Source organism: Enterobacter sp. fkY84-1 (assembly GCF_052974705.1).
In genome coordinates this window covers 2,521,036-2,545,970 of the sequence record NZ_CP169393.1, presented here as the reverse complement: position 1 = coordinate 2,545,970, position 24,935 = coordinate 2,521,036, and the positions used below count along the sequence as shown (strand labels likewise).

Sequence of the window (24,935 nt, the reverse complement as noted above, 5' to 3'; positions counted from 1 at the left end):
AACAAGCATAAGCGGTAGCTATTAGGATGATTCTGAGTTAATCACTTGGGATAGCCAGTAATATGGAATCCTCTAGCTAACTGTAGGGCTGACATAGTAGCCGCTAAGGTATAGAGTTGTGATGTCTTTATGGAATGAGGATTAATATGAAAGGCAAATTGTTTATCGCTGCTATGGCTTTTGTATCTTTCAGTGCTCTTGCCGACGAGGGGAAGTATCTTTCTGATTTCGCCAGTGCAAAAAGCACGTCTAAAAGCTACTCCCAGCTGATTAGTAAAAGCAAACTTCCTGCATGGGTGAAAAGTGGTGGTACGAGCACGCCATCAACCGAAGTAACAGTTGCGGGCAAAAAGTATATTGCGCTGTCAGGATGTAAACCACACAGCTGTCCAGAACAGAATATTGCTGTTCTCTACTCACCTGATAACGGTGATATCCATGGTGTGTTTTCTGATTTCAATGCAGAAAAGAATCGTGAGACATTGACTTGGTTAAACCTGGATCCGATTGATTCTGATGCGATGAAAAATGCGCTTTTCAACCGGCTGTACGGCAATTAAATAACCCATGCTTCAAACTGTAACCCACCAGTTTGAAGCTTCAAAACACAAATCAATCGCCACTTAGTGTGTTGGTCGCTCACATCGCACCCTCATTCCGCTTAACTTTAGCAATGAATTCCTCTGTGATTGATAGACCCGCTATGATTTCCGAATTTAAGACGGAAGCTCCAAATTGGCTTACAAGGTCCAGAAGCGTTTCATATGTCTGGATGAGTTCCATTAGATCGGAAATCACTAATTGGTCATGCTCCGTGCGCAAATGAGACCGGGCAGAGGCTTGATGCACTATCCACTCGAGATTGGCCTTGATTTTCTGTACGTCATCGTAGTTATACATATTTCATAAGCTTAAATCCTCATTTCAAGATTTCTTTGAGAAAAATACTTCATTGCTTCAAATACTGAAGCTGTGAGTGACGTCTAAAGTTCATTCAGTTTAGAGGTAACAATGGCTAAGCCGGACTGGGGCGAGCTGCAGAAGCGGTCCTGTCTGATCACGCTGCTACTGGCATATCCCCTAAGGAATGGTGCGAGGCACATTATCTAATTATGTAACTGCTCGCCGCTATATCAAGAAAACTACTGCGCAAAATACAAAAATTTACCCGCGAAAGATAGTGCGCACTGCGCAGAAAGATATAAGCGCAGAAGATCTGGTGGACATGGGAACCAGAAAGGCGCATGCGATCTGCTGCGGCGCTGGACTCATGCTGGAGGCAAACAGTGGAAAGGGTGAGTAACGCGCCGGGAGAATGAGCGCGAATTCTGCATGTGGGACCATAAATGAGCTGATTAACCGCGATCATCTGCGCTGTCGTTATCTGCCTGCTGGTCTTTATGGCTTGGGCGATTAACCACTATCGCGACAACGCCATCACCTACAAAGAGCAGCGCGATAAAGCCACTGAGAAACTCAGCCAGGCCAACGCCACCATCAAAGACATGCAGACCCGCCAGCGTGATGCCGCTGCGCTGGATGCCAAATACACTGGAGAACCGGCTGATGCGAAAGATATCATTGAGCGTCTGCATAGCGATGTCATTGCTGGCCGTAAGCGGCTGCAGCTCAACGCAAACTGTCCCGCGAACGGAGCGACCGGCACCGGCGGCATGGGCGATGCTTCCGGCCCCAGACTTACTGACTCCGCTGAACGGGATTATTTCATCCTCAGAAAGCGAATCGTCACAGTGACGAAGCAGGTCGGCTATCTGCAGAACTACATAAGCACTCAGTGCTTAAAATAAAGTTTTTCTTAATAGTTGCATCTGGTTGTATTGTAGGTTCGGCCTACAACAAAACAAGGTGCTGATAAATGCAACAGTTGCTTAGCGGAATAGATGAATGCTTGTCTAAACAGAACTGGTTTGGTGCTTTATTCATAGCAATATCCCTTCCTGATATCTGTGGCGCGACAGAGGATAAAGTCAAAGGGAATGGCGCGAGATACAAGGACTGGTTTAATCGCTATCTTAAGCCAAGATATAATGCTGATAACATGTATGACTATTTAAGTCTCACCAGTGCTGCAATGATTCAGAGTATGCCTGAAGGACTAAAGCAAAGCTTAAGGACTCAAATACCCCCGGTCTCATTCACTGCGGAAGACTGTTGGAGTTTAAGGAATGCATGTTTGCATGAAGGCGTTGATGAAACGAAACTAAGGAAGTTTAAGATAACGACCCCTGCGCGAGAAAATCTTCATACCCATATGAATGAATTCAATGGTGTTCTGCAATTAGATGTCATTGAGTTATGTAATGATATAGCTAATGGCGTAAGGAGATGGCTTTTCGACATGCAAGAAAATCCTGAGGTAATGGAAAAACTTACGAAAATGATGACCATTGATAGTCTGATTTTTGACGGGTTTATAGATTACAAAACTGCATAATAACCCGGCCATATTACTGAATTGTAATGCCATCACCATGCTGATGGCATTACATACACCAGTGGATTATGAGGTTCTTCATGTCCGACATCTACCAAATCACCTTAACCAACCAAACAGGCGAAACCTTCACGGCGAAAATGTCACGACGTCAGTCCGAGTTGGTTAACGGCTTTGTGCCGCTAGCGACGGATACGGGCGAGTGGCTGTTTTTCGCTCCGGCAGATGTGAAGCGCGTGCAGTTCACGCCAGTCCCAGCAGAGCAGACCAAACAGCCAGCAGAACAAGCAACGGAGTAACGAATTGCAGGTCTGACAATTAAGCAAGAGGCTTTCTTTCTGGCACACATCGAAACGGGTAATGCTTGTTAAGATATCTGATGAAATTTTCATTTACATCCAAAAGACTATCATCAGGCGCTTTTACGGTGCGCCTGACGATATCTGCTCGATGAAAATTATCTGCGCCGGAATATTCGTCCAAGGGCAGCAGCGCTTGCAGCAGCAATTTCGGAGTCAACTTTATTTGTTAACTCAAGAAGGCGACTGATCACCTCGCGCGAAGTAGGGCCCCCTTCACCAAGGGCATAAATCGCGCTCACAGCAACTTTATTATCTGTTTTCCTGGTTAATTCAATTAGTCGAGTAACTACAGCATTTTCCATAAGAATCTCCATTTTTTTTTGGGGAAAAATATGGCGCTCGCCGACAAACAAGAAATGTTCTGCCGCGAGTACCTAATCGATATTAACGCCACGCAAGCGGCTATTCGGGCGGGGCACAGCCCAAAGACAGCTAACCGCACTGTGTCCGAAAACCTATCAAAACCTGACATCCAATCCAGAATTGCCGAACTTAAAGCGCAACACAATGATCTGGTAGGCATAAATGCGATATACGTCCTAAATCGTCTTGTTGAGATAGACCAAAAACGTGGCAGGCGCACTGCCGGAAGGGGGAATCAATTTGAAGTAGTAAAGCGTTTGGACCGCCGCCGAAAGGCAGCGTAGCAGTCATGATGCTGCCCCGAGTCGCGTAATGGCGAGCAGGTATAGCATACCGATGTGAGGGTAAATAAGGGAACATGCTCCGGTAAAGCAGCGCGAACGCCAGACCCGCACCGGTTATAAGCGGCTATGAAGCGACAGCAACTCAAGGGCATGAGCGGGTCCACTGAGAGAGTGTGGCAGGCATTACAGCAGGCATTCACTGAGTGCCTGTGATAATGCTCAACATAGGAGGGATTATGGCAAAGCTAACTGTTACGTTGACGCGTCTCGAAGAGTGGAAAGACGGGATGGTTTACGGGACGGATGTAACTTTTAAGGCTATTCAATCAGGGGTTGTGCTGATTGAAGACAACGTATCGGGTAAGTGTACTGCCCCTTACTGCCGCAGCTATGATGTTGAAGCTGGGGCTGGTGATATTGTTGTTGAGCACAACCGACCGGACCTTCACCATCTGAGTATTACTGCAAGTCTTGACGGCTAACATTTATTTCATCGCCTGCTTTTAATAGTATGCCTCTGGGTACCCAAAGGAGACATATATGTTTGTTGCAGAAGGATTGAAGGCTGATACTGATAATGACGGCTGGGTTAAAGGCTGGGGGGTAATTCGAAATGCTCCATGGCACCTTGCAGGTGTTTATGCGACGAAGGATGTTGCAGAGACAAAAGCAGGGATGTTGGGTGATGGTTATGAGGCTCGCTACGGCTCCCACAGGCTTGGGAGCGACGACTTTATCTCCTAGCCCGCATCGGTAAGCATAATACTTTGAGCCACTGGCATCCGCTGGTGGCTTTTTTATTGGAGTAAGCAATGGCAAAACCGGACTGGGGCGAGCTTCAGCAACGGTTCCTGTCCGAACATGCCGCAACCGGCGTATCACCAAAAGAATGGTGTGAAGCGCAGGGACTGAACTACGCTACCGCCCGTCGATATATCAAAAGACCTTCTGCGCAAACAGCGCAAAAACCTGCGCAGAAAAAAATGCGCACTGCGCAGAAAGATAAATGCGTGAATGAGCTGGTGGATGATGATGGACTTACTGCTCAGCAGCGCTTATTTGTCGCGGAGTACCTGAAGGACAACAACGCCACCGCTGCCGCTGCACGTGCTGGTTATAGTGACCCAAACTACGGTCGTCAGCTCATAGCGAATCCTAACGTTGCGCAGGCCATTGCGCAGCAGCAGAAAGCCTCCATTGTGCGCACGCTTGGCAGTGCCGATGAGGTCTTGGCCCAGATGTGGCAGCTCGCCACCTTCGATGCAAACCAGCTTTCGCAGTATCGTCGCGGCGCGTGTCGTTACTGCTGGGGCTTCGGTCATCACTACCAGTGGCGCGATGCAGTTGAATTCGAAGAGAAAAGGCTCGAGGCTGTTGAGCGTGACAGACGTGAACCCGAAGATTCCGGTGGTTACGGCTACGACCACAACCGAGAACCAAATCCAGAATGCCCACGCTGCAATGGTGACGGCATTGGCCAGCCTTACTTCCCTGATACACGTAAGCTTCCCGCAGTTTCCCGGCTCGCATACTCCGGCGTGAAGGTTGGCAAGAATGGCGTCGAGATAACTGCAATCAGCCGTGAGCGCATGTTCGAAGCAGTGATGAAACGACTTGGCCTTGCTGATAGCGAGTTCGCACAACGTCTGCAGCAGATTGAAATCGAGCGCCGGCAGCTTGAGGTCGAGAAACTCCGTAAAGAGCTGGCGGGTGATGGTGAGAACGATGAACCAACTCCAGTGCAGATCAATATCAACGTAGTGGACGCGAGGGCGGACGATGGGGATCAGCCCGACACTTAACATTCCTCAGGCGCGCTTCCTCGCAATGCAACACAAGTTCAAGGCCTACGTTGCCGGGTTCGGTTCCGGTAAAACATGGGTGGGTTGTGGCGGCATCTGTAAGGGGATGTGGGAGCATCCTAAAATCAACCAGGGTTATTTCGCGCCGACGTACCCGCAGATCCGTGACATCTTCTACCCGACGATTGAAGAGGTCGCCTTTGACTGGGGGCTGAGCGTCATAATCAATGAGGGGAACAAAGAGGTTCACTTCTACGAGGGGCGACGATACCGCGGGACCACAATCTGCCGTTCAATGGAGAAGCCCGGATCGATAGTCGGTTTCAAAATCGGTAACGCGATGGTTGATGAGCTGGACGTCATGGCGGCAGCCAAAGCGCAACAGGCATGGCGAAAAATCATAGCCCGTATGCGTTACAAGGTTGATGGGTTGCGTAACGGCATCGATGTCACCACAACGCCAGAAGGGTTCAAGTTCGTCTACCAGCAGTTCGTGAAGGCAGTACGGGAGAAGCCCCAACTGGCGACCCTGTATGGACTGATTCAGGCCAGCACGTTCGACAATGCGAAGAACCTTCCGCCTGATTACATCCCATCGCTGCTGAGCTCTTATCCTGATGAACTGATTCAGGCCTATCTGCGCGGGAAGTTCACCAACCTTAACAGCGGGACTATTTACCACACGTTCAACCGTAAGCTGAATAACTGTGCTGATGAGGTTCAGGATGGGGATCCGCTGTTTATCGGCATGGACTTCAACGTGGGAAAAATGGCCGCGATTGTTCACGTTAAGCGTAATGGCCTGCCGCGTGCGGTTCGTGAGCTCGTGAAGGTCTACGATACTCCGGCGATGATTAAGCGCATACAGGAAGAGTTCTGGCGCTATGAAGATGGCCGATACGTTAAAAGCCGTGAGATTTACATCTATCCGGATGCCTCTGGTGACTCACGCAAATCGCAGAACGCCAGCAAGACCGATATTGCTCAGCTCAACGATGCCGGATTCAGCGTCATTGTAGATGATGCCAACCCGCCGGTTAAAGACCGCATCAACTCGATGAATGCTATGTTCTGTAACGCCAACGGCGAGCGCCGCTATCTGGTGAACGTCCAGAACTGCCCGGTTTATACCGAGAGCCTTGAGCAGCAAATCTGGGCGGCAAATGGCGAACCGGACAAATCAGCAGATAACGATCACCCCAATGATGCTGGTGGGTACTTCATCGTGAAGGATTATCCGATCGTGAAACCGGCATACTCAATCACAATGGACACTACTTTCTGATATGGCAAACGACGATATCACCTGGGTTCGACCAGAACACCGGGCGGCTTCTGCTGCCTGGAGGAAATACAGGGACTTCTGCAAAGGAGCTGAGGCCGTAAAAGCGGCGGGTAATAAGTATCTGCCTTATCTCGACCCAGCCGATAAATCCACGCGTAACCGCAAACGCAACGAAGATTATCTGAGCCGAGCGGTGTTCTACGCCATTGCCGGCAATACGAAGATCGGCATGCTTGGGATGGCGTATCGCAAAGACCCCACGTTTAATGGTCCTGAAAAGCTGAAATACCTGTTGGACAATGCTGACGGGGCCGGTACCAGCATCTATCAGCAGTCGCAACTGGTGACCGAGAACGTGCTGGAAGTTGCGCGAGAGGGGCTTTATGTCGATTACGCAGAAGCCTCCGATGAGGCGATCATCCTCCGCTATCCGGCAGAGAACATTATCAACTGGCGAACAAAGCGAATTAACGGGCGCGATCAGCTGGTGCTGGTGGTACTGCGCGAATGCGTAGAAGAGCCGGATGGATACGCTTACAAGGATGAAATCCAGTACCGCGAGCTGGCGCTGGAAGAAGGGCGGTTCATCTGCCGGGTATGGCGCCGGGCTGGTGGCACTGCAAGCGGAACCTACACCGTTGACAGTGAGTACCAGCCTAAGCCTAAAGGAAAGGACTACTGGGATAAAATTCCGTTCACATTCGTCGGGGCCCAGAACAACGATCCTACCATTGATGATTCACCGCTGGCTGCGCTGGTGGAGATAAACCACGGTCATTACCGAAACAGCGCTGACTATGAGGACAGCGTGTGGTTCTGTGGCCAGGTGCAGCCGTACATGACTGGGCTCGATACCGGCTGGCGCGATCACCTCGAGAAGAAGGGCGTGAAAATTGGTTCCCGATCACCGCTTTTGCTTCCCAAGGAGGGCTCGTTTGGTTATGCCCAGGCGCAGCCGAACATGCTTGCTAAAGAGGCCATGGACAGCAAGCGAGATTACATGGTGCAACTTGGCGCCCGGCTGATTGAGCAGAACGCCACGGCGAAGACGGCAACCCAAGCGAGCGGTGAGCAAACATCCTCAACATCGGTGCTCGGTATCTGCGTTTCAAACGTTTCTGAAGCCTATACGCTGGCGCTTGGCTGGTGTGCGAAATACCTCGGCATCAAGGGCGAAACGACGAGTTACACCATCAATCAGGAATTCATAGCTAAGGTTGCCGAGTCGGGCATGGTGACGGCAATCGTCAATGCCTGGCAGTCCGGTGCGCTGCGCGATAGCGATATGATTCGCGCGCTGCAGAAGCTCGATCTCATTGACCCGGCCGACAGCCCGGACGAGGTTATTGATGCCCTTCGCAATCAGGCACCAACATTGACGGGAGGCTGATATGCCCACCATTAACGAAAGCCTGCGCGATGAGTCGATCGCACATTCCGTCTGGTTGAGCCGCTACGCCACTGGAGTGGCAAACCGGATGGTGAAGTTGCTTAACGAGACGGACGCGGACCTGTCGGCACGTCTACTGGATGCGCTGGAGAGATTGCCTCCTGAGAGCTTCACCGTTAGCCGTCTGGAGAGTTTACTGGGCAGCGTGCGTGAGCTTAACCATCAGGCCGTAGCCACCATGCAGGCCGGGCTCGAGAGTGAGCTGGTGGCGTTGGCAAAGAACGAAGCCAGTTACCAGCTGAGCCTGTTCGATTCCCTTCTGCCTTCACAGGTCCTGTCTCACTATCCGCTGCAGGGCATCACCGCCGATATGGTGTATGCCGCGGCGATGGCGCAACCCTTTCAGGGGCGGCTGCTGAGTGAGTGGGCGGAGAATCTGGAATCGGACAGGCTGGCGCGTATCGTGAACGCCGTCCGCAGGGGTTATCTTGCTGGCGACACGGTAGAAACTATCGCGCGCAATATTCGTGGCCATGCCAACAAAGACTATCGCGACGGGGCGCTGCAGATGAGCAGGGCAAACGCCGCCAGCATCGCTAAAACAGCTGTGAATCATCTGGCTGCCACAGCGCGCAACAGCGTCACCAGTGCCAACAGCGATATCGTGAAAGGCAAACAGTGGCTGTCTACGCTGGACAATAAAACCAGCCACGACTGCATTATTCGTGACCTGCTGCGTTACACCCTGGATAACAAACCGGTCGGGCATAAGGTGCCTTACCTGCAGGGACCCGGGAAGATTCATTTCTGCTGTCGTTCTACTGAAACTCTGATTCTCAAGTCTTGGCGCGAACTCGGGATTGATATTGATGAGATGGACGAGGGCACTCGTGCCAGCATGGATGGCCAGGTGCCAGCTAAAACCACGTATCTGGAATGGCTCGAGCGTCAGCCAGCTCAACGGCAGGATCAGGTTCTGGGTGCCGAGCGTGGCCGTCTGTTCCGAGCCGGTGAAATCAACCTGGCTGATATGTTCACTGACAAAGGCGAATGGATATCCCTGGAACGTCTGAAGCAACTCTCAGGCACTGACAACTAACAACCACTTCTTACTTCACGCCCTGGCATCCGCCGGGGCTTTTTTATGGGCGAGGCCCGGCAAAATCCCGAGGGGAAAATATGTTAATTCGAAACATGCTCTTGAAATTTTACGCACCAGAAAGTGGCGGCGAGGGCAGCGGTGGCGGTGGTATCGAAATCACCCCAGAAATCCAGAAACTTATTGATGAGCGTGTGACCAGCGAAGTCACTGGCCTGAAATCAAAAAACTCAGAACTGCTGGGTACCATCAAGCAGCAAAAAGAAACCTTGTCACGCTTCGATGGTATCGATCCTGATGCTGTGCGCGGCATTCTCCAGCGTTTTTCCGACGACGAAGAGGCAAAGCTGATTGCCGCCGGAAAAATCGATGAGGTGCTCGATAAGCGCACCGAGCGTCTGCGTGCTGACGTTGATAAGCAGATTAAAGCCGCAAATGAACGCGCGGACAAAGCCGAAGCGTTCTCCAACAAATTCCGGGATCGAGTTCTGGGGGATGCAATCCGTGCAGCAGCCTCAAAAGCTGGCGCGCTGCCGGAAGCATCCGACGATCTGATTCTGCGTGCCAAAGGCACATTCCAGCTCAACGACGAAGGCGAGGCCGTAGCAGTTGATGCAAATGGCGATGTTCTGTTCGGTAAAGACGGCAAAACTCCACTAAGCCCGCTTGAGTGGGCGGAGTCTCTTAAGGAGACGGCTCCGCATCTTTTCCCACGCGCAGAAGGCACCGGCGCGGGCGGACACAAACCAAACGGCGGTGGCAGCCTGAAACGTTCCGAAATGAGCGCCAGCGACAAAGCGGACTACATCCGCAAGCATGGCCAGCAGGCCTTCCTCAAACTTCCGAAATAAGGGATTAACCCATGTCTACCACTGTTAATAGTGACCTGATCATTTATGACGACCTGGCGCAGACCGCTTTTCTCGAGCGCCGTCAGGACAACCTGGCTATTTTCAACGCGTCCTCCAACGGTGCGATCCTGCTGGATAACGAGCTGATTGAAGGCGATTTCCGCAAGCGAGCCTTCTACAAAGTGGGCGGCTCAATCGAATCGCGTGACGTTAACTCCACCGATAAAGTGACGGGTAAGAAGATTGGCGCCGGTGAAGCCGTATCCGTCAAAGCACCGTGGAAATACGGTCCATACGAAACTACTGAAGAAGCGTTCAAACGCCGCGGCCGCTCGGTTGATGAGTTCTCAGAAGTGATCGGCACTGATGTGGCTGACGCTACGCTGGAAGGCTACGTGAAATACGGCTTGAAGGCCCTGACGGCAGCAATTGGCGCCAACGCGGATATGGTGGTCACTGCAGACATTGAGACCGACGGTAAGAAGACCCTGACACGTGGCCTGCGTAAGTACGGCGACAAGTTCAACCGTGTCGTGCTCTTCGTTATGCACTCCGCTACCTACTTCGACATCGTGGATGAGGCGATCGCCAACAAAATCTACGAAGAAGCGGGCGTAGTGGTTTACGGCGGACAGCCGGGCACCCTGGGTAAACCGGTGCTGGTTACCGATACCATGGACGCTGATGCGATCCTTGGGCTGGTGGCCGGGGCAGTGACTGTAACTGAGTCTCAGGCTCCGGGGTTCCGTTCATACGACATCAACGATCAGGAAAACCTGGCAATCGGCTACCGTGCTGAAGGCGTGGTGAATGTCGATTTGCTGGGTTACAGCTGGGATATCTCCAAAGGTGATAACCCGGACCTGACCAAAATCGGCACTGCAGGTAACTGGAAGAAGCACTTCACCAGCAACAAATCGACGGCTGGTGTACTGATTAAGCTGGGATCCGCAGCGGGGGAGTAACGCTGTCAGCGGATAAAACCTCCGCAACCGCTGACAGCACCGATGCGGTCACCATTTCCCTGAAGTACATGCTAAACGGCGCAGGTGTTTCCGGCAAAACCGTTGCCTGGAATTCAACCGGCGGCACGCTCAGCACTGCCAGTTCTCAAACCGGCTCTGCTGGTGGGGCGACGGTGAAACTCACATCAGACGTTGCTGGCACCTTCACGGTAACCGGCACGGTTGAAGGAGTGGCGAAAACCACGGATGAGATCACTTTTATTGCGCCTGCCGGAGAATAACGAATGGGGCGAAAGCCCCATAAACAGGATGATTCGATGATAAATACCGATATCACCTCTCCTGATGCCAACAGCTACGCCAGTGAAGAGGATCTTGCCTCATTTGCGGAAATACGCGGCATTGAACTGCCTGACAAGCTCACACCTTTGTTGATTAAGGCAATGGATTACCTGGAGGGGCTGGACTGGGTAGGCTCAAAAGCTGGCCCGAGACAGCCGCTGGCCTGGCCACGCGCAAATGTCATTCTGGATGGACACGACTTCCCACCCGACCAGGTGCCGCGGCAGGTTATAACCGCGCAGTGCATGCTGGCGGTAGAGGCAATCGACGGCGATTTACTCTCCAGCGTGCGCGAAGCCGCTCTGAAAACCGAACGTGTCGAAGGCGCCGTAACCATGACTTATGCGGTTGCCGACGGTGAGGTGTTTACACCAACTTACCCGGCGGTAATGGCTATTCTCGGCGACCTGGCTGGTGGGCGTGGATATGCAATCAATACTTTCGCGGAGCGCGCGTAATGGCCATCAACTATCAGCGAATGCAGGCGACAACGACTCGTATGCTCAAGCAGAACGGCATTGCATACAACGTCACGCGTAAGGGCACGTTAATTGTCATCGGTGGCGTGGAGCATCGTTCCGATGATATCCAGTTCACGGCCACAGGAGTTAAGACGGATTACGCGCCAGGCGAAATTGACGGAACCGTCATTGAAAACGGCGATGTTCGGATTGCCTTCACCTCAGAGCAGGAAATTCAAACCGGCGATCTGATCGACGTGGACGGCGTAAGGCATCGCGTAGTTAAACCAAACCCCGTGAAACCAGGCGCAGTGGTGCTCTGCTACAAAGCTCAGTTGAGGGCATAACATGGACGATAATAAGGCGTTCACGGCTGCCATCACCGCGTTCGTGGACCAAGCCAAAGCGAATCAGGAAGCGGTCGTACGTGCTGTCGGCATTCGGATCCTTAATCAACTGGTAATGATGTCACCTGTCGGGAACCCCGAACTCTGGGGCATCAACCAGACGGCAGTTTCTTACAATCAGGCGGTATACGACCATAACGAAGCGCAAAAATCGGACCCTGCAAACCTGACTAAAACCGGACGACTTAAGAAGAAAGCTCGACTGGTGGATGGGATGGATATCAAAGCGCCGCCCGGATATACCGGTGGACGGTTTCGGGGCAACTGGCAGGTGTCTTTTGATGCACCGACTACAGATGAAACAGGCCGTGTCGATAAAACCGGAAATCTGACAAAAGCCGCAGGGAATTACACCCTGTCGCTGTTCAAAGTCGGAATGAAGGCTATTTATTTCTGCAACAACGTCCCTTACGCGTATCGACTGGAGATGGGGCACTCTTCACAGGCTCCTGGAGGGATGGTACGCATTACTGCTGCTGAGTTTCAGCGATTTTTTGAGGATGCAGTAAGGGAGGTGACTAAATGATTCCCGATATCGCGGCGGCACTGGCCGCCAGGCTCGGCGAGTGGGCTGATGCTGAAGGGATCCCAGTTGCCTGGGAAAACGTGCCTTTCACACCGCCATCTGATGGACTCTATCTTGCTGTCCATGACATGCCCGCCACACCGCGTACGCTGGACCTTGGTTTGCGCTGCCGCATTTATTCAGGTGTATACCAGATTAACGTTGTGGCCCCAGCCGGCACAGGCCGTACCGATGTTGTGGCTCTGGCTGACCGCGTGGCTGAGTTGTTCCCCGAGGGGCAGGAGATTGAAGGCAGGGGTTTTACATGCTGGATAGACCAAACGCCTGGTGTTTTCCGCTGTATCACTACATCTGTCTCTTATACCGTTCCCGTTAATCTCAATTATCGAGCTGATATCTCCAGCTAATCCTTGCAACCTTCTAAACCTGACCGGCTCTTTGCCGGTTTTCCCGTTTCTAAAGGAGTAACCAATATGGGCTTTGCATTGCCTAACGGCGCTCACGTTTATCTGGCATCGGGCTATGGCCCAGCCATTTCTTTCACCGGGGCGACGAATGCCGAAAACATGGTAATCACCGTGAGTGAAGCGGACGCACTCAAGGTGGGTGATATTGTTCATGTGAACTGCAATTGGTCCGGTGTTGATAACGTCATTGCAAAAATTGATGCGATTACAGAAAGCGCCGTAACCCTTCGCAATATCAATACCACCAACAAAAACAAATATGCCGCTGGTGGCGGTGCCGGTTCGATCCGAAAGGTGCTTGAATGGACCGAACTGCCGCAAATAACTGAGGTGTCGAAATCTGGTGGCGATCAGAACACCACACAGATTCAGTTCCTCAGCGATGATCGCCAGCGCAACCTGAATACCTATAAATCCGCAGTCTCCCAGACCTACTCGATCGCGCATGACTCCACTCTCCCCGTATATCCGCTGCTTCGCCAGTTGGATGAAGATGAAGAGACGGTTGCGGCTTACATGTACGTACCGAAGGCGAAGGAAAACCGTTACTGGGCGGCCACGGCGTCCTTTGACGATACGCCAACTACTGCAGTTAACGAGGTAGAGACTGTGAGTGTGGTGCTGAACCTGCAGTCACCGGCGATGACGTTCTACAAGGTGACTGACGCTGCCGCCTGACCCGTCAGAGCTTTCACCATTCCATGCCTCCCATCACGGAGGCTTTTTTTCGTTAAGAGGTATCGATGGCGACCAAATTCACCCTTCAGCCCAAACCTACATTCAAGGCCAATGTCTCGATCCCCCGCCCTGGCGATGAGGATGGCGTGCTGACGTTCACTTTCAACCACAAGCCACTTAAAGAACTGGCTGACCTCGAAAAACTCGAAGGTAAAACCGCCACAGATTTTCTGATGGAAATCATTGCTGGCTGGGCACTTCCCGATGCATTCAACGCGGAAAACCTGTCGGTGCTGCTGGAAAACTATCCGGCGGCGATGAAGGCCATCCCGGAAATCTACTACCGCGAGCTGATGGGGCAGCGTGAAAAAAACTGATAGCGGTTGCCTCTGCGTTCTATACGCCTGAACCCACAGCGGCAGACCTGGCGCCTTACGGGCTTACGCCGGATGACTATGACGATAATTTCGTCGATGTCTGGCCCGATATCTGGCCTTCATTCCTGGTGTTTCAGGCTGTCAGCACGCAATGGCGAACGGGAATGGGCGGCGCGTCCGGGCTCGACTATAACGTTTTGCCCTGGGTAATGCGCCTGCACCACGTCGACGACGAGGCAACCGCGCTTTCGGACATCCGAATCATGGAGAGCGCCGCACTAAAAGTTATGCATAAAGAGAGGGCGGAATGAGTAACGATATCGCCACGATTTCCCTGCGTGTAAATACCAATGAGCTGGAGCGTGGTAACCAGGCACTGGATCGCTTTCAGGAGACCGCGTCCGCCGCGGCAGGTAAAGCGGATGACCTGAACAGTACGTTCCGTACCGGTATCGATAACCAAAAGAAAAATAGCGAAAGCCTGAAGCAACAGCGTCAGGAGCTGCAGAACCTGCTGAATAAAATCAGCCCGGTAAACAAGGCGCTGGATGAACTGGACACTATCCAGGAGAGCCTGGCGAAATTTCGCGGTAAAGGGCTGGTGGGAGACGAGGATTTTTCTCGTTACAACAGCGTGCTTGAGACGACGCGGGCAAAACTGGCACAGGTAATGGAGTCTGAAACCGCAGAGGGGCGGGCTCGCATTGAGCAGGCTCAGGCAGCGCAGCGTGCAGCTGCTGCGGGCAAAACCTTTATCGATTCGCTGGAAGAGCAGGTCACAGCAATCGGAAAAACGCGCGCAGAACTGTTAGAGCTAAAAGCAGCCCAACTTGGCGTGTCCGATCGTGCTGCACCGATGATCGCCCGACTGAAAGAGCAGGAGGAAGCGTGGAAGTCAGGAGCGATCAGCGCGGGGCAATACCGCAACGCGATGCGTTATCTCCCGATGCAAATGACCGACATTGTGACCTCACTGGCGTCCGGTATGCCGGTTTATATGGTGGCCATTCAGCAGGGCGGCCAGCTGCGCGATTCGTTTGGCGGTGTAAACAATGCTCTGAAAGCGATGTTGTCGATGGTGACTCCTGCCCGAGTGGCCATTGGTGGCCTGGCCGGTGCTGTACTGATTGCGGCCAAAGCGGGATCGGACTACTTCACCGCCTACGACGAAATCAACAAGGCCATTATCAGAACAGGCAATATTGCTGGCACTTCAGCGCTCCAGGTTATGGCTTCCTCTCAGTCGATTGCTGCCTCTACTGGCGCTACTGTAGAAACCATTCAGAGTCTGATGACTGAACTGATTAGCATGGGTTCGCTCACACAGCAGCAGCTTGAAAAAGCGGCGAGCTCTACTGCACTTGCAGTTCAAACCGGTATTGTTTCGGCGCAGGACATCATCAAGGCCTATCAGGATATTGAAAAGGATCCGGTTAAAGCCCTTCAGAGTCTAAACGAACAATACAACTTCCTGACTGTTTCGCAGCTTAAGCATATTGATGAGCTGGTGAAACAGAAGGACCAGACCGCGGCCGTTACACAGGCTATGGACCTGTTTGGTGATACGATGGCAGAACGCGGAGAGCAGGCTTATGAATCGCTGACACCGTTTGGTCGCCTGTGGCTGGATATCAAAGACTGGGCGTCTGAGGCCATGCAGAATATCGGTCAGTGGGTTGGTGAGCTGGCATCAAACACACTGAAGGAATTCAACGCAATTTATTACAGCGTTGCGATAGTTTTCCAGAAACTGAACCAGATCATTTCTTCCTCTATCGCTGCTGCGATTAATCTCATTCCTGACTGGGCGAAAACGGATACTTTGCAGGGATGGCAGGACTATAACGAACAAATGGCCGGTGCTTATGGAGACAGCGTATCTCAACTGAAAAAAGACTGGGATGCCGCAGACATTAGTGCAAGTAAATACCTTGATACCACCCGCAAGGTAAAAACCGCGACCACTCAGAAAGATCGAGAAGGGGTCGCTGCTTTTGGCAAAAAGACGAAACCCGGAAAACAGGGCACTGTATCGGCTGGCGATCGCAGCATGGATGCTGCCCATGCCGAGCTACTGGCGCTTCAGGCACAGTTACGCGCGCTGCAACAGCATAAAGGGCTGAACGACACTATCAGCCAACAGCGCAAAGACCTTTGGACTACGGAAGCGAAATTTCAGGTGCTGGAAGAGGCCTCCCGATCTCGCTCTCTGACAAAGCAGGAGCAATCTCTGCTCGCGAGTAAAGACCAGGTGCTGCAGTTAGCGCGGCAGAAAGCCCTGTTAGGTGATCAGATTTCCGCCCAGGAACTGCTGAACAAGCGCATGGATACCTCGCAGAAATACGTCACGCAGATGGCTGAGAAACAGGCCGCATTACTGGGTGGCGCGGGGATGAGTGACCGCCAGGCGCAGCGAGAGCTGGCAAAAAGTCAGCTCGCCGCCGGCTGGAAAAATACTGGTGGTTCGCTTGATGAAGAGGGATATCAGAAACAGCTTAAGGCAGCTAACGATTACTATGATGCTGAGGATCAGCTACGCGGTGACTGGCTGACCGGCGCGAAAAAGGGATGGGCTGATTTCGAAGACAGCGCGACCAATGTGTACTCCCAGGTGCAGACGGTTACTAGTAACGCGTTCACCGGGATGGCCAGCACCCTGACTGATTTCTTCACAACAGGTAAATCTAACTTCTCAGATTTCCTTTCCACTTTCCTCAAGGGCATCGCCCAGATGCTGACCCAACTGGCTCTGGTTAATGGAATGAAGTCAGCGTTTGGTGGAACCGGTATCGGCGCGTTCTTTGGTTTCTCAGGTGGTGGTTTGGTCCCCGGTTTTGATGGAGGCGGCTATACGGGAGATGGCGGTAAATACCAACCGAAAGGCGTTGTACACGGCGGTGAGTTTGTGTTTACGAAGGAAGCGACCCGTGCACTGGGTGTCGGCAATCTGTATGCGCTTATGCGTGGAGCTCAGGGGTATGCAAACGGCGGTTATGTTGGCACTGCCCCATTGTATGGGCTGCAATCGAATGCAACTGGTGGCTTAACCGTTCAAACTTCCGTGGTCGTTCAAAACCAGAACACTCACCAGCAGACTTATGGTAACAACGAAGCTATTTCTCGGGCTTACAAGCAGACCATCGATCAGTCTGTTCGTGCTGGGATTGCCAAACAGCTCCAACCAGGTGGGCTGATCTGGAATGCGACAAAACATCGCTAAAAGCACTTGAGATCATTTAATTGCTAAGTGATGATGATTTATAATCAATACAACTAATCACGATGATCATGATTGAGAAGCTTTATGCTTTACACTAAGACACCGTTTTCAAAAGCGATTTTTGAGCTTTTTAGTGGACTTTCTGAACAATTAACAGAGCATGGCTATAATTCCCCTGGTTGCTGCAAGGCTTTTATCTTTGGGGGATGTGCTATGCATTTGCATACAAACATCCGCACTAGTAGCGATTTAGATGCCCAGTTGTCAGGAGCGCCAGATGTACAAAGGCAAGCATTAGAACTCATACGTCACGTTGTTCCAGTTGATTTTGATGATGAAACAAAAGGGCCAATTGTCTTAATTTTCGATGAGACATTCAACTATGCACTTGCTCCAATGCATGAAGATTATGATCATAGAGCCATCCCACTGGAAGTTGACAATGATTCTCCGGTATGGGTTTACCTCATTAGCAAAGTAGATCTTGCCATAAGTAAGCTTGGTCGGTATGGCGATGTTGATCAAAGCGATATCCAAGCGCTCTTTGATGCAGGCTTATCAGTTGAAGATTTTCGTCAGTTAGTAACAGAGCTTAATAGTTACGCTGTGGGTCAAACTGGCTTGTGTTCAAAAATGGAGCATGCTATAAGTACCTACAACGATAGAAGAGGTACTCAACATGACTAATGCGACACTAAATGTAGCTTTCTCCCGCATGTGTAATGCTGGATTAGAAAATGCATCGAAGGAAGATGTAGTCACTGTTGCTACTGCTCTTTGGCATCATAATCAAGTTCCAGAAATGAATGGTTTGTCTTATGAAGCTATGAAAGTTGGTGCTTTCGTTCTTGATAGACTAGCAAGATTTGCATGTGTTTCATTAGAATTTAAAAATAAAATATTCAAATACCTTAACGAATTAAGAGAAAAAGTTTCTGTTTTAGCTAACAAGGAATATTATTCTGCTAAGTTAGATAAATTAGCTGCTAAGTGGGGTTGTAAAGCTGACTTACGCGAGTTTATGCAGGAGCTTATGCCACTACAAACCAGACATGCTTTCTGTTAAAAACAGAAGTTTTTTGTAGGTTACGAAAGCTATTGCTTCAATAATTTATTTTATAATTAAAACCCGCTACGGCGGGTTTTTTTATGCCCGGAGGAAAGGTGGCGATCGAAACATTTACCTGGCGAACCCAGATTCAGGCGGGCATGGAAGTGGAGTTTGCTTACGCAACACGCTCCGCATCCTTTGGAGACGGATTCGAACAGATCGCCGGTGAAGGCATCAACCCTGAAAAACAGTCATGGCCGATGACCTTAACGGGAAAAAAGGCAGAGATGCTCGATGCGCTGAGTTTTTGCCGCAAGCACATCACAAAATCCTTTATTTGGACGTCTCCTGTTGGCGAAACCGGTTTATACCGGATTGAAGCTGATTCCATTAAAGCCCAGCCGCTATCCAGCAAAGTGATGACCATAAAAGCAACCTTCAAACAGGCATACGCACCATGATTACTGAAGATTATCAACGCCTCGAACCGGGTAAAAAAATACGTCTTCTTGAGGTAGACGGTTCTGCGTTTGGTCTGGACGACGTTCTGCGCTTTCACGCTTATAACCTCCCGCATACTGCAGAAGAGATTGCGGCTGCTGGTGGCGACGAATCAAAGTTAAAGGCGAAGAGTATCTGGTGGCAGGGCGAAGAGTATGGTGCCTGGCCATATAAGCTCGAGGGACTGGAAGCGTCATCCGATGGCAGTAGCGCCCAGCCGACGCTCACCGTTGCCAACATTGACAGCTCTATCACTGCGCTCTGTCTGGCCTATGACGATATGCTGCAGGCCAAAGTTACGATTCATGACACTTTTGCGCATTACCTGGATGCGCGCAATTTCCCGGATGGAAATCCAACAGCAGATCCCTTGCAGGTGAGAAAGCGGGTTTTCTATATCGACGGTAAAAATAGCGAGCTTCCCGGTGAAAGTATCGAGTTTGTTCTTACAAGCCCGATGGATCTGCAGGGATTGATGATTCCGACCAGACAGTTGCATTCCCTTTGCACATGGTGCATCCGGAATAGGTACCGCACCGGCGATGGGTGCGATTATGCCGGCACGCTTTACTTCGACAGAAACAACAATCCGGTAAGCGATCCCTCATTGGATGAATGCAACGGCACGCTCACCGCCTGCAAGCTTCGGTTTGGTGAACACAATGAACTTCCTTTCGGTGGTTTTCCAGGAACATCTTTGATCAGGAGTTAACATGCGTCAGAAAACAATTCAGGACATCCTGGCGCATGCTGCGAAAGACTATCCCCACGAATGCTGCGGCGTGATAGCGCAGAAAAGCCGGGTGGAACGCTATTTCCCATGCCGTAATCTGGCTGTCGAACCAACTGAACAGTTTCACCTTGCGCCAGAGGATTACGCTGCTGCTGAAGACTGGGGGACGATAACGGGAATAGTACATAGTCACCCTGATGCGACGACCCAACCAAGTGAACTGGACAAGGCTCAATGCGATGCAACGTTGCTGCCCTGGCATATCGTCAGTTGGCCGGAAGGAGACTTTCGTACCATTACTCCCCGCGGCGAATTGCCTCTACTCGGGCGCCCGTTTGTGCTCGGACACTACGACTGTTGGGGGCTGGTGATGAGCTATTTCAGGCAGGAACACGGCGTTGACTTGAACGATTATCGGGTGGATTACCACTGGTGGGAAAAGGAGTATCCGGAAAATTTCTATCAGGATTGCTGGTACGAATGTGGTTTCCGCGAATTTAGTGGATCACCAATGCCGGGCGATTTGATCATCATGCAGGTGGAATCGAATAAGTGGAACCATTCAGGGATCTTGCTGGAGGGGAACATGCTTCTCCACCATCTTTATGGTCACCTCAGTCAACGTGTGCCATATGGAGGTTACTGGATGGAGAGAACCATGAAAATTGTCAGGCATAAAAGCCTAATCATGCAGGAGGGATAATGTGCGAATCCGTCCGTACTGTTCGCCTATATGGTGTTTTGGGTACTACGTTTGGCCGCGAATTCCAACTTTCGGTAGCTTCACCAAAAGAAGCCATCCGCGCATTGTGCGTTATCGTGCCAGGCTTCGAGCGGTTTTTGAATACCAGCAAGCAGCGTGGGCTTACTTACGCTGTATTCAGTGGAAAGCGTAATCTGAACGATGACGAACTCTCTATGGATCAGAGTAGTGCTGATATCCGTATTGCTCCGGTTATCCTCGGGAGTAAACGTGGTGGAGTATTCCAGACCATCTTAGGCGTGGCTTTGGTCGCAGTTGGTGCTGTGGCGTCATATTTTGGCGGTGGTGCTGTCGGCGTTCCTCTAATGCAATTTGGCGCTGCGATGGCCCTTGGCGGTGTCGTTCAAATGCTTTCTCCACAGACAACCGGACTTGCCAGCAAGCAATCGGCAGACAACAAGGCTAGTTATGCCTTTGGTGGAGTAACAAATACGACAGCTCAGGGCAATCCGGTACCGCTCTTGTACGGACGGCGCCGTATAGGTGGCGCGATCATCTCCGCCGGTATCTATGTTGAAGATCAGCAGTAAGCATGCTGTAATGGGCTTACTTAATATGGGGTAACTTGAGCTTAGATTCAAAAATGAAAAAAATATCTACTCTTTTCCTTTGTACTTCCTTATTTTCAGGCATGGCTTTAGCTGATAACCATTACATACCTCTCCTCTATAATTTATCTACTATTTTTGATTTCAATCCAGTTAAAGGAGCTGTCAAATCATTAGATACTAATCTTGAAGAAAATGGTAAGGTCACTTATAAAATCTCCATCAGACTAGCTAAGAATGGTTGTGTCGAAAGCTTAGATCTTGATAACGTTTCGTCTGGTCATGAAACAAATCTAAAAAATAGCAATGGAAGTCTTGTTGGCCAAAGAGATGGTAAGCCTTTCTCTATACAGCTCGATGAAAAATGTAATATTTTGACTCAAAATGAAAATGGTGACGAGTTGCGATATAGTCTTTACTCGAATGGCTTAATTAAAGACACCTATTATTTGGGTAAGAAAATATCTGAGCATTTTTATGATGATAATTCTAATTTGATACGTTCTGAGTTTTATGGTTCTGGTAAGGTCCTCTCTAAAAACGAAATATCTTATGTTGATAAAGACAGGAAGCCTCTTGATTATAAAATTATAAACACATCAGTTTACTCGGAAGGTTATACAGCAACGAATACTTGTCATTATAGCGAAAAGCTTGTCCCTGAAATATGTAAAGTAACAATGCAGAGCGCAGGGAATCCTGTGCCGAAGCCAGTATTAATGACAGCGAATACGAAAGTTGAATTCTACTAGGTTAAATACATTTCAATAAGCCACCTCCGGGTGGCTTTTTTTATGGGCGCAATATGGCTATAGCAACCGCTATTAAAGGCCGCAAGGGCGGCAGTTCAAGCTCAAGAACTCCTACGGAACAGCCAGACGCTCTGCAGTCAGTAGCCAAGGCAAAAATCCTTCTCGCGCTGGGAGAGGGGGAGTTTGCTGGTGGCCTGACTGCGCGCGATATTTATCTCGATGGCACTGCACTTGAGAACGCAGATGGTTCGCAGAACTTCAGCGGTGTGGCGTGGGAGTTTCGTTCTGGAACTCAGGCGCAAAAATACATTCAAGGGATCCCGGGTACCGAAAATGAAATCAATGTAGGTTCCGAAGTTTCCAGCACCACTGCATGGACGCGCACGTTCACCAATACGCAGCTTTCAGCTGTTCGCCTGCGTCTAAAATGGCCTTCTCTCTTCAAACAGGAGGACGATGGCGATCTGGTTGGCTATTCGGTCAACTACGCAATTGACATGCAGACAGATGGTGGCACCTGGCAGACGGTGCTAAATACCAGCGTGACCGGGAAAACCACCTCTGGTTATGAACGCAGCCACCGTATTGATTTACCTCAGGCGGGCAGCACCTGGACCATCAGGCTGCGCAAAATTACAGCCGATGCCAATAGCGCGAAGATTGGCGACACGATGACGCTGCAAAGCTTCACAGAAGTAATCGACGCCAAACTTCGCTATCCGAACACCGCGCTACTGTACATCGAATTTGATTCGAGCCAGTTCAATGGCTCAATTCCGCAAATTTCCTGCGAGCCTCGCGGACGTGTTATTCGTGTGCCCGATACCTATGACCCGGAAACACGAACGTACAGCGGCACCTGGACGGGCGCATTTAAGTGGGCATGGACGGATAACCCTGCGTGGATATTTTACGATCTGGTGGTCACTGACCGCTTCGGCCTTGGTAATCGGCTAACGGCAGCCAACATCGACAAATGGACTCTTTATCAGGTCGCTCAATATTGTGATCAATCGGTACCGGATGGTAAGGGCGGCAGCGGAACTGAACCACGTTACACCTGCAACGTATACATTCAAGATCGAAATGACGCTTACACCGTCCTGCGAGATTTTGCCGCCATTTTTCGAGGCATGACCTACTGGGGAGACGACCAGATTGTTGCCCTTGCAGACATGCCCAGAGATGTCGATTTTACCTACACGCACGCTAACGTAGTCGACGGCAAATTTGTGTATTCCAGTAGCACAACTAAAAGTCGCTACACAAACGCTCTTGTATCCTGGTCTGATCCGGCAAATGGCTATGCTGATGCAATGGAGCCAGTCTTCGAACAGGAGCTGGTGGCGCGCTATGGTTTCAACCAGCTCGAGATCACCGCCATCGGTTGCACCCGGCAGTCTGAGGCTAACAGGAAAGGGCGCTGGGGGATCCTGACCAACAATAAAGATAGGATTGTAACGTTTGACGTTGGTCTGGACGGTAATATTCCTCAGCCGGGCTACATAATTGCTGTTTCTGATCGAAATCTTTCAGGAAGAGATTTAGGCGGTCGATTATCCGCGGTTAATGGGCGTGTTCTCAAACTTGACCGGGTACCAAGTGCTAAGGCCGGTGACAGGATAATGGTAAACCTGCCATCGGGTATCACTCAATCCCGAACGATTCAGTCCCTGTCCGGTGAAATGGTCACCGTGACCACCGCTTTTAGCGAGCTTCCACAGGCCGAGGCTGTATGGGTTATTGAATCTGATGAACTCTATGCGCAGCAGTACAGGGTAATTAGTGTCACCGATAACAATGACGGGACTTATACCATCACGGGGGCAAATCACGATCCGGATAAATTCGATCGCATTGATACCGGAGCCATGATTGACCAGCGGCCGGTGAGCGTGATCCCGCCGGGCAACCAGTCGCCGCCTGCAAACATCGTGATCAGCTCGTTTTCCGTGGTGCAGCAAAATATCAGCGTCGAAACGATGCGCGTGAGCTGGGACCAGGCGCAGAACGCTATCGCCTATGAAGCGCAATGGCGCCGCAACGAGGGGAACTGGGTTAACGTGCCGCGCAGCTCCACCACGTCATTCGACGTTACGGGGATTTATTCCGGGCGGTACCTGGTGCGCGTGCGTGCTATCAACGCAGCGGAAATTTCTTCCGGATGGGGATATTCAGAAGAGAAGACGTTGACCGGCAAAGTGGGCAATCCACCTAAGCCAGTAGGATTCACCGCCACGGGCATTAACTGGGGGATTCGTCTTAACTGGGGTTTCCCGGCAAACACCGGCGATACGCTAAAAACGGAAATTCAGTACACAGCAAACAGTGACTTTTCAGATCCATTCTTGCTCTCAGACGTGCCTTATCCATCTGCGGAATACACCCAGCTCGGCCTTAAAGCAGGGCAGGAATTCTGGTACCGCGCACAGCTTGTCGACAGAACGGGTAACGAGTCCGGGTATACCGACTGGATCCGGGGAATGTCTAACGATAACGCCGATGATTATCTGGGCGATATCGCTAACGATTTTCTTACCTCTGCTGATGGGGAGCGCCTCACTGGTGACATAGATACAAACATTGAGGGAATACTACAGAACGCCCTTGCGAACCACGGAACTGTGGAGCACCAGTGGGCACAATACGGGGAAGTGCGTGCCGATATCCTGGTTGTAAAAACGACGATTGCTGAAGTTGATAAGGCAATGGCCGAACTTTCGACGCAGGTACAGGCGCAGATAGAGGACGTCACCGCTTCCCTGGAAGACAAGCTTACAGCCGTCGTAGATGCCTCCGGTGCTTCGGCAATCTACACCCTCAAAACAGGTGTGAGAATAAACGGGGTGATGTACAACGCTGGGATGTCTATTGCCGTGCTTGCAGAGGCGGGGAAGCCGGTAGTCACCCGAGTTGGTTTCAACGCTAACCAGTTTGTGCTGATGAGTGGCAGCGGTGATACCCAGTACTCTCCATTCGCTGTCATCAATGGTCAGGTCTTTATGAGCTCCGCATTTATTCAGGATGGCACGATCACCAATGCCAAAATCGGCGACTTCATCCAGTCCAATAACTACGTTGCTGGGTCTGTCGGATGGAGGCTGGATAAATCAGGAACATTCGAGAACTACGGTTCGACAGTTGGAGAGGGAGCCATGAAACAGACAAACCAGACAATCAGTGTGCGTGACGCCAACAATGTGTTGAGGGTGCAGATCGGGAGAATCACGGGAACATGGTAAACATGGACCTC

General features: G+C 50.9%; 30 protein-coding genes and 3 pseudogenes. 32 read left to right on the top strand and 1 reads right to left on the bottom strand.

Annotated elements, in window-relative coordinates; all coding sequences use genetic code 11:
• Positions 1 to 146 precede the first annotated feature (146 nt).
• From ACEPLT_RS12200 to ACEPLT_RS12175, 6 genes and pseudogenes are all read left to right on the top strand, one after another.
• Positions 147 to 560: an Ivy family c-type lysozyme inhibitor gene (locus ACEPLT_RS12200; protein ID WP_252073205.1), complete on the top strand. Its 414-nt coding sequence runs from the start codon at positions 147 to 149 to the stop codon at positions 558 to 560.
• A 451-nt stretch (positions 561 to 1,011) separates the two neighbouring features.
• Positions 1,012 to 1,225 (top strand): annotated as a pseudogene (locus ACEPLT_RS12195) (terminase small subunit); the annotation flags it as partial.
• A 2-nt stretch (positions 1,226 to 1,227) separates the two neighbouring features.
• Positions 1,228 to 1,299: pseudogene (locus ACEPLT_RS12190) on the top strand (lysozyme); the annotation flags it as partial.
• Positions 1,300 to 1,400: 101 nt separating this feature from the next.
• The gene (locus tag ACEPLT_RS12185) at positions 1,401 to 1,808 is read left to right on the top strand and encodes a lysis protein (RefSeq protein ID WP_341275631.1); all 408 of its coding nucleotides are present in this window, start codon (positions 1,401 to 1,403) and stop codon (positions 1,806 to 1,808) included.
• Positions 1,809 to 1,876: 68 nt separating this feature from the next.
• Positions 1,877 to 2,455, top strand: coding sequence for a hypothetical protein (locus ACEPLT_RS12180; protein ID WP_248248854.1), 579 nt, complete (start codon positions 1,877 to 1,879; stop codon positions 2,453 to 2,455).
• Between the two features lie 80 nt (positions 2,456 to 2,535).
• Positions 2,536 to 2,754 (top strand): hypothetical protein, encoded by a 219-nt coding sequence (locus tag ACEPLT_RS12175; RefSeq protein ID WP_447088254.1) that lies wholly within the window; start codon positions 2,536 to 2,538, stop codon positions 2,752 to 2,754.
• Positions 2,755 to 2,912: 158 nt separating this feature from the next.
• On the opposite strand, the gene ACEPLT_RS12170 is transcribed toward ACEPLT_RS12175, so the two are convergent.
• Positions 2,913 to 3,119, bottom strand: a complete 207-nt coding sequence (locus ACEPLT_RS12170; RefSeq protein WP_014070806.1) for a hypothetical protein — start codon at positions 3,117 to 3,119, stop codon at positions 2,913 to 2,915.
• A 30-nt stretch (positions 3,120 to 3,149) separates the two neighbouring features.
• On the opposite strand from ACEPLT_RS12170, the pseudogene ACEPLT_RS12165 reads away from it, so the two are divergent.
• From ACEPLT_RS12165 to ACEPLT_RS12040, 26 genes and pseudogenes are all read left to right on the top strand, one after another.
• A pseudogene (locus tag ACEPLT_RS12165) lies at positions 3,150 to 3,383 on the top strand (terminase small subunit); the annotation flags it as partial.
• 317 nt (positions 3,384 to 3,700) lie between these two features.
• Entirely contained in the window at positions 3,701 to 3,946 is a 246-nt protein-coding gene (locus tag ACEPLT_RS12160) for a hypothetical protein (protein ID WP_248248851.1), read from the top strand.
• Between the two features lie 58 nt (positions 3,947 to 4,004).
• A complete protein-coding gene (locus ACEPLT_RS12155; protein WP_248248850.1) occupies positions 4,005 to 4,208 on the top strand; it encodes a hypothetical protein in 204 nt (67 codons plus the stop codon).
• A 68-nt stretch (positions 4,209 to 4,276) separates the two neighbouring features.
• Positions 4,277 to 5,266: a terminase small subunit gene (locus tag ACEPLT_RS12150; RefSeq protein ID WP_248248849.1), complete on the top strand. Its 990-nt coding sequence runs from the start codon at positions 4,277 to 4,279 to the stop codon at positions 5,264 to 5,266.
• The gene (locus tag ACEPLT_RS12145) at positions 5,244 to 6,551 is read left to right on the top strand and encodes a terminase large subunit domain-containing protein (RefSeq protein ID WP_248248848.1); all 1,308 of its coding nucleotides are present in this window, start codon (positions 5,244 to 5,246) and stop codon (positions 6,549 to 6,551) included. The genes ACEPLT_RS12150 and ACEPLT_RS12145 overlap by 23 nt, the downstream gene beginning before the upstream one ends.
• A gap of 1 nt (position 6,552) precedes the next feature.
• Entirely contained in the window at positions 6,553 to 7,941 is a 1,389-nt protein-coding gene (locus tag ACEPLT_RS12140) for a DUF4055 domain-containing protein (protein WP_447088253.1), read from the top strand.
• A 1-nt stretch (position 7,942) separates the two neighbouring features.
• Positions 7,943 to 9,040: a phage minor head protein gene (locus ACEPLT_RS12135; RefSeq protein WP_248214215.1), complete on the top strand. Its 1,098-nt coding sequence runs from the start codon at positions 7,943 to 7,945 to the stop codon at positions 9,038 to 9,040.
• 80 nt (positions 9,041 to 9,120) lie between these two features.
• Positions 9,121 to 9,891 (top strand): hypothetical protein, encoded by a 771-nt coding sequence (locus ACEPLT_RS12130; protein ID WP_022651278.1) that lies wholly within the window; start codon positions 9,121 to 9,123, stop codon positions 9,889 to 9,891.
• Positions 9,892 to 9,902: 11 nt separating this feature from the next.
• The gene (locus ACEPLT_RS12125; protein ID WP_248214214.1) at positions 9,903 to 10,856 is read left to right on the top strand and encodes a major capsid protein; all 954 of its coding nucleotides are present in this window, start codon (positions 9,903 to 9,905) and stop codon (positions 10,854 to 10,856) included.
• Complete coding sequence (locus tag ACEPLT_RS12120) at positions 10,838 to 11,137, top strand: Ig-like domain-containing protein (RefSeq protein ID WP_183269160.1); 300 nt, start codon at positions 10,838 to 10,840, stop codon at positions 11,135 to 11,137. Before ACEPLT_RS12125 ends, ACEPLT_RS12120 begins: the two co-directional genes overlap by 19 nt.
• Before the next feature lie 36 nt (positions 11,138 to 11,173).
• Positions 11,174 to 11,656 (top strand): DnaT-like ssDNA-binding protein, encoded by a 483-nt coding sequence (locus tag ACEPLT_RS12115; protein WP_248214212.1) that lies wholly within the window; start codon positions 11,174 to 11,176, stop codon positions 11,654 to 11,656.
• The gene (locus tag ACEPLT_RS12110; protein ID WP_063617065.1) at positions 11,656 to 12,006 is read left to right on the top strand and encodes a hypothetical protein; all 351 of its coding nucleotides are present in this window, start codon (positions 11,656 to 11,658) and stop codon (positions 12,004 to 12,006) included. Before ACEPLT_RS12115 ends, ACEPLT_RS12110 begins: the two co-directional genes overlap by 1 nt.
• 1 nt (position 12,007) lies before the next feature.
• The gene (locus ACEPLT_RS12105) at positions 12,008 to 12,592 is read left to right on the top strand and encodes a hypothetical protein (RefSeq protein ID WP_063617064.1); all 585 of its coding nucleotides are present in this window, start codon (positions 12,008 to 12,010) and stop codon (positions 12,590 to 12,592) included.
• Entirely contained in the window at positions 12,589 to 12,999 is a 411-nt protein-coding gene (locus ACEPLT_RS12100) for a DUF4128 domain-containing protein (protein ID WP_063617063.1), read from the top strand. The genes ACEPLT_RS12105 and ACEPLT_RS12100 overlap by 4 nt, the downstream gene beginning before the upstream one ends.
• 66 nt (positions 13,000 to 13,065) lie before the next feature.
• On the top strand, positions 13,066 to 13,737 hold the full coding sequence (locus ACEPLT_RS12095) for a phage tail protein (protein ID WP_063617062.1): 672 nt from the start codon (positions 13,066 to 13,068) through the stop codon (positions 13,735 to 13,737).
• 65 nt (positions 13,738 to 13,802) lie between these two features.
• Positions 13,803 to 14,114 (top strand): phage tail assembly chaperone, encoded by a 312-nt coding sequence (locus ACEPLT_RS12090; protein WP_063617061.1) that lies wholly within the window; start codon positions 13,803 to 13,805, stop codon positions 14,112 to 14,114.
• The gene (locus ACEPLT_RS12085) at positions 14,111 to 14,425 is read left to right on the top strand and encodes a DUF1799 domain-containing protein (RefSeq protein WP_084832933.1); all 315 of its coding nucleotides are present in this window, start codon (positions 14,111 to 14,113) and stop codon (positions 14,423 to 14,425) included. Before ACEPLT_RS12090 ends, ACEPLT_RS12085 begins: the two co-directional genes overlap by 4 nt.
• Positions 14,422 to 17,334, top strand: coding sequence for a phage tail tape measure protein (locus ACEPLT_RS12080; RefSeq protein ID WP_248214207.1), 2,913 nt, complete (start codon positions 14,422 to 14,424; stop codon positions 17,332 to 17,334). The genes ACEPLT_RS12085 and ACEPLT_RS12080 overlap by 4 nt, the downstream gene beginning before the upstream one ends.
• Before the next feature lie 84 nt (positions 17,335 to 17,418).
• Positions 17,419 to 18,021 (top strand): DUF6036 family nucleotidyltransferase, encoded by a 603-nt coding sequence (locus ACEPLT_RS12075; RefSeq protein WP_063617058.1) that lies wholly within the window; start codon positions 17,419 to 17,421, stop codon positions 18,019 to 18,021.
• A complete protein-coding gene (locus ACEPLT_RS12070; protein ID WP_063617057.1) occupies positions 18,014 to 18,400 on the top strand; it encodes a hypothetical protein in 387 nt (128 codons plus the stop codon). Before ACEPLT_RS12075 ends, ACEPLT_RS12070 begins: the two co-directional genes overlap by 8 nt.
• A 98-nt stretch (positions 18,401 to 18,498) precedes the next feature.
• A complete protein-coding gene (locus ACEPLT_RS12065) occupies positions 18,499 to 18,846 on the top strand; it encodes a phage tail protein (protein ID WP_063617056.1) in 348 nt (115 codons plus the stop codon).
• Entirely contained in the window at positions 18,843 to 19,598 is a 756-nt protein-coding gene (locus tag ACEPLT_RS12060; protein WP_063617055.1) for a phage minor tail protein L, read from the top strand. Before ACEPLT_RS12065 ends, ACEPLT_RS12060 begins: the two co-directional genes overlap by 4 nt.
• 1 nt (position 19,599) lies before the next feature.
• On the top strand, positions 19,600 to 20,322 hold the full coding sequence (locus ACEPLT_RS12055) for a C40 family peptidase (RefSeq protein ID WP_447088252.1): 723 nt from the start codon (positions 19,600 to 19,602) through the stop codon (positions 20,320 to 20,322).
• Positions 20,322 to 20,912 (top strand): tail assembly protein, encoded by a 591-nt coding sequence (locus ACEPLT_RS12050; protein WP_046092069.1) that lies wholly within the window; start codon positions 20,322 to 20,324, stop codon positions 20,910 to 20,912. The genes ACEPLT_RS12055 and ACEPLT_RS12050 overlap by 1 nt, the downstream gene beginning before the upstream one ends.
• A 35-nt stretch (positions 20,913 to 20,947) precedes the next feature.
• The gene (locus ACEPLT_RS12045) at positions 20,948 to 21,682 is read left to right on the top strand and encodes a YnfC family lipoprotein (protein ID WP_227879205.1); all 735 of its coding nucleotides are present in this window, start codon (positions 20,948 to 20,950) and stop codon (positions 21,680 to 21,682) included.
• A 53-nt stretch (positions 21,683 to 21,735) separates the two neighbouring features.
• On the top strand, positions 21,736 to 24,924 hold the full coding sequence (locus ACEPLT_RS12040) for a host specificity protein J (RefSeq protein ID WP_447088251.1): 3,189 nt from the start codon (positions 21,736 to 21,738) through the stop codon (positions 24,922 to 24,924).
• Positions 24,925 to 24,935 lie beyond the last annotated feature (11 nt).

What these genes read in the sequence shown, in the direction of transcription:
- ACEPLT_RS12200 (WP_252073205.1), top strand. Translation starts at nt 147, where the DNA reads ATGAAAGGCAAATTGTTTATCGCTGCTATGGCTTTTGTATCTTTCAGT.
- ACEPLT_RS12185 (WP_341275631.1), top strand. Translation starts at nt 1,401, where the DNA reads ATGGCTTGGGCGATTAACCACTATCGCGACAACGCCATCACCTACAAA.
- ACEPLT_RS12180 (WP_248248854.1), top strand. Translation starts at nt 1,877, where the DNA reads ATGCAACAGTTGCTTAGCGGAATAGATGAATGCTTGTCTAAACAGAAC.
- ACEPLT_RS12175 (WP_447088254.1), top strand. Translation starts at nt 2,536, where the DNA reads ATGTCCGACATCTACCAAATCACCTTAACCAACCAAACAGGCGAAACC.
- ACEPLT_RS12170 (WP_014070806.1), bottom strand. Translation starts at nt 3,119, where the DNA reads ATGGAAAATGCTGTAGTTACTCGACTAATTGAATTAACCAGGAAAACA.
- ACEPLT_RS12160 (WP_248248851.1), top strand. Translation starts at nt 3,701, where the DNA reads ATGGCAAAGCTAACTGTTACGTTGACGCGTCTCGAAGAGTGGAAAGAC.
- ACEPLT_RS12155 (WP_248248850.1), top strand. Translation starts at nt 4,005, where the DNA reads ATGTTTGTTGCAGAAGGATTGAAGGCTGATACTGATAATGACGGCTGG.
- ACEPLT_RS12150 (WP_248248849.1), top strand. Translation starts at nt 4,277, where the DNA reads ATGGCAAAACCGGACTGGGGCGAGCTTCAGCAACGGTTCCTGTCCGAA.
- ACEPLT_RS12145 (WP_248248848.1), top strand. Translation starts at nt 5,244, where the DNA reads ATGGGGATCAGCCCGACACTTAACATTCCTCAGGCGCGCTTCCTCGCA.
- ACEPLT_RS12140 (WP_447088253.1), top strand. Translation starts at nt 6,553, where the DNA reads ATGGCAAACGACGATATCACCTGGGTTCGACCAGAACACCGGGCGGCT.
- ACEPLT_RS12135 (WP_248214215.1), top strand. Translation starts at nt 7,943, where the DNA reads ATGCCCACCATTAACGAAAGCCTGCGCGATGAGTCGATCGCACATTCC.
- ACEPLT_RS12130 (WP_022651278.1), top strand. Translation starts at nt 9,121, where the DNA reads ATGTTAATTCGAAACATGCTCTTGAAATTTTACGCACCAGAAAGTGGC.
- ACEPLT_RS12125 (WP_248214214.1), top strand. Translation starts at nt 9,903, where the DNA reads ATGTCTACCACTGTTAATAGTGACCTGATCATTTATGACGACCTGGCG.
- ACEPLT_RS12115 (WP_248214212.1), top strand. Translation starts at nt 11,174, where the DNA reads ATGATAAATACCGATATCACCTCTCCTGATGCCAACAGCTACGCCAGT.
- ACEPLT_RS12110 (WP_063617065.1), top strand. Translation starts at nt 11,656, where the DNA reads ATGGCCATCAACTATCAGCGAATGCAGGCGACAACGACTCGTATGCTC.
- ACEPLT_RS12105 (WP_063617064.1), top strand. Translation starts at nt 12,008, where the DNA reads ATGGACGATAATAAGGCGTTCACGGCTGCCATCACCGCGTTCGTGGAC.
- ACEPLT_RS12100 (WP_063617063.1), top strand. Translation starts at nt 12,589, where the DNA reads ATGATTCCCGATATCGCGGCGGCACTGGCCGCCAGGCTCGGCGAGTGG.
- ACEPLT_RS12095 (WP_063617062.1), top strand. Translation starts at nt 13,066, where the DNA reads ATGGGCTTTGCATTGCCTAACGGCGCTCACGTTTATCTGGCATCGGGC.
- ACEPLT_RS12090 (WP_063617061.1), top strand. Translation starts at nt 13,803, where the DNA reads ATGGCGACCAAATTCACCCTTCAGCCCAAACCTACATTCAAGGCCAAT.
- ACEPLT_RS12080 (WP_248214207.1), top strand. Translation starts at nt 14,422, where the DNA reads ATGAGTAACGATATCGCCACGATTTCCCTGCGTGTAAATACCAATGAG.
- ACEPLT_RS12075 (WP_063617058.1), top strand. Translation starts at nt 17,419, where the DNA reads ATGCTTTACACTAAGACACCGTTTTCAAAAGCGATTTTTGAGCTTTTT.
- ACEPLT_RS12070 (WP_063617057.1), top strand. Translation starts at nt 18,014, where the DNA reads ATGACTAATGCGACACTAAATGTAGCTTTCTCCCGCATGTGTAATGCT.
- ACEPLT_RS12060 (WP_063617055.1), top strand. Translation starts at nt 18,843, where the DNA reads ATGATTACTGAAGATTATCAACGCCTCGAACCGGGTAAAAAAATACGT.
- ACEPLT_RS12055 (WP_447088252.1), top strand. Translation starts at nt 19,600, where the DNA reads ATGCGTCAGAAAACAATTCAGGACATCCTGGCGCATGCTGCGAAAGAC.
- ACEPLT_RS12050 (WP_046092069.1), top strand. Translation starts at nt 20,322, where the DNA reads ATGTGCGAATCCGTCCGTACTGTTCGCCTATATGGTGTTTTGGGTACT.
- ACEPLT_RS12040 (WP_447088251.1), top strand. Translation starts at nt 21,736, where the DNA reads ATGGCTATAGCAACCGCTATTAAAGGCCGCAAGGGCGGCAGTTCAAGC.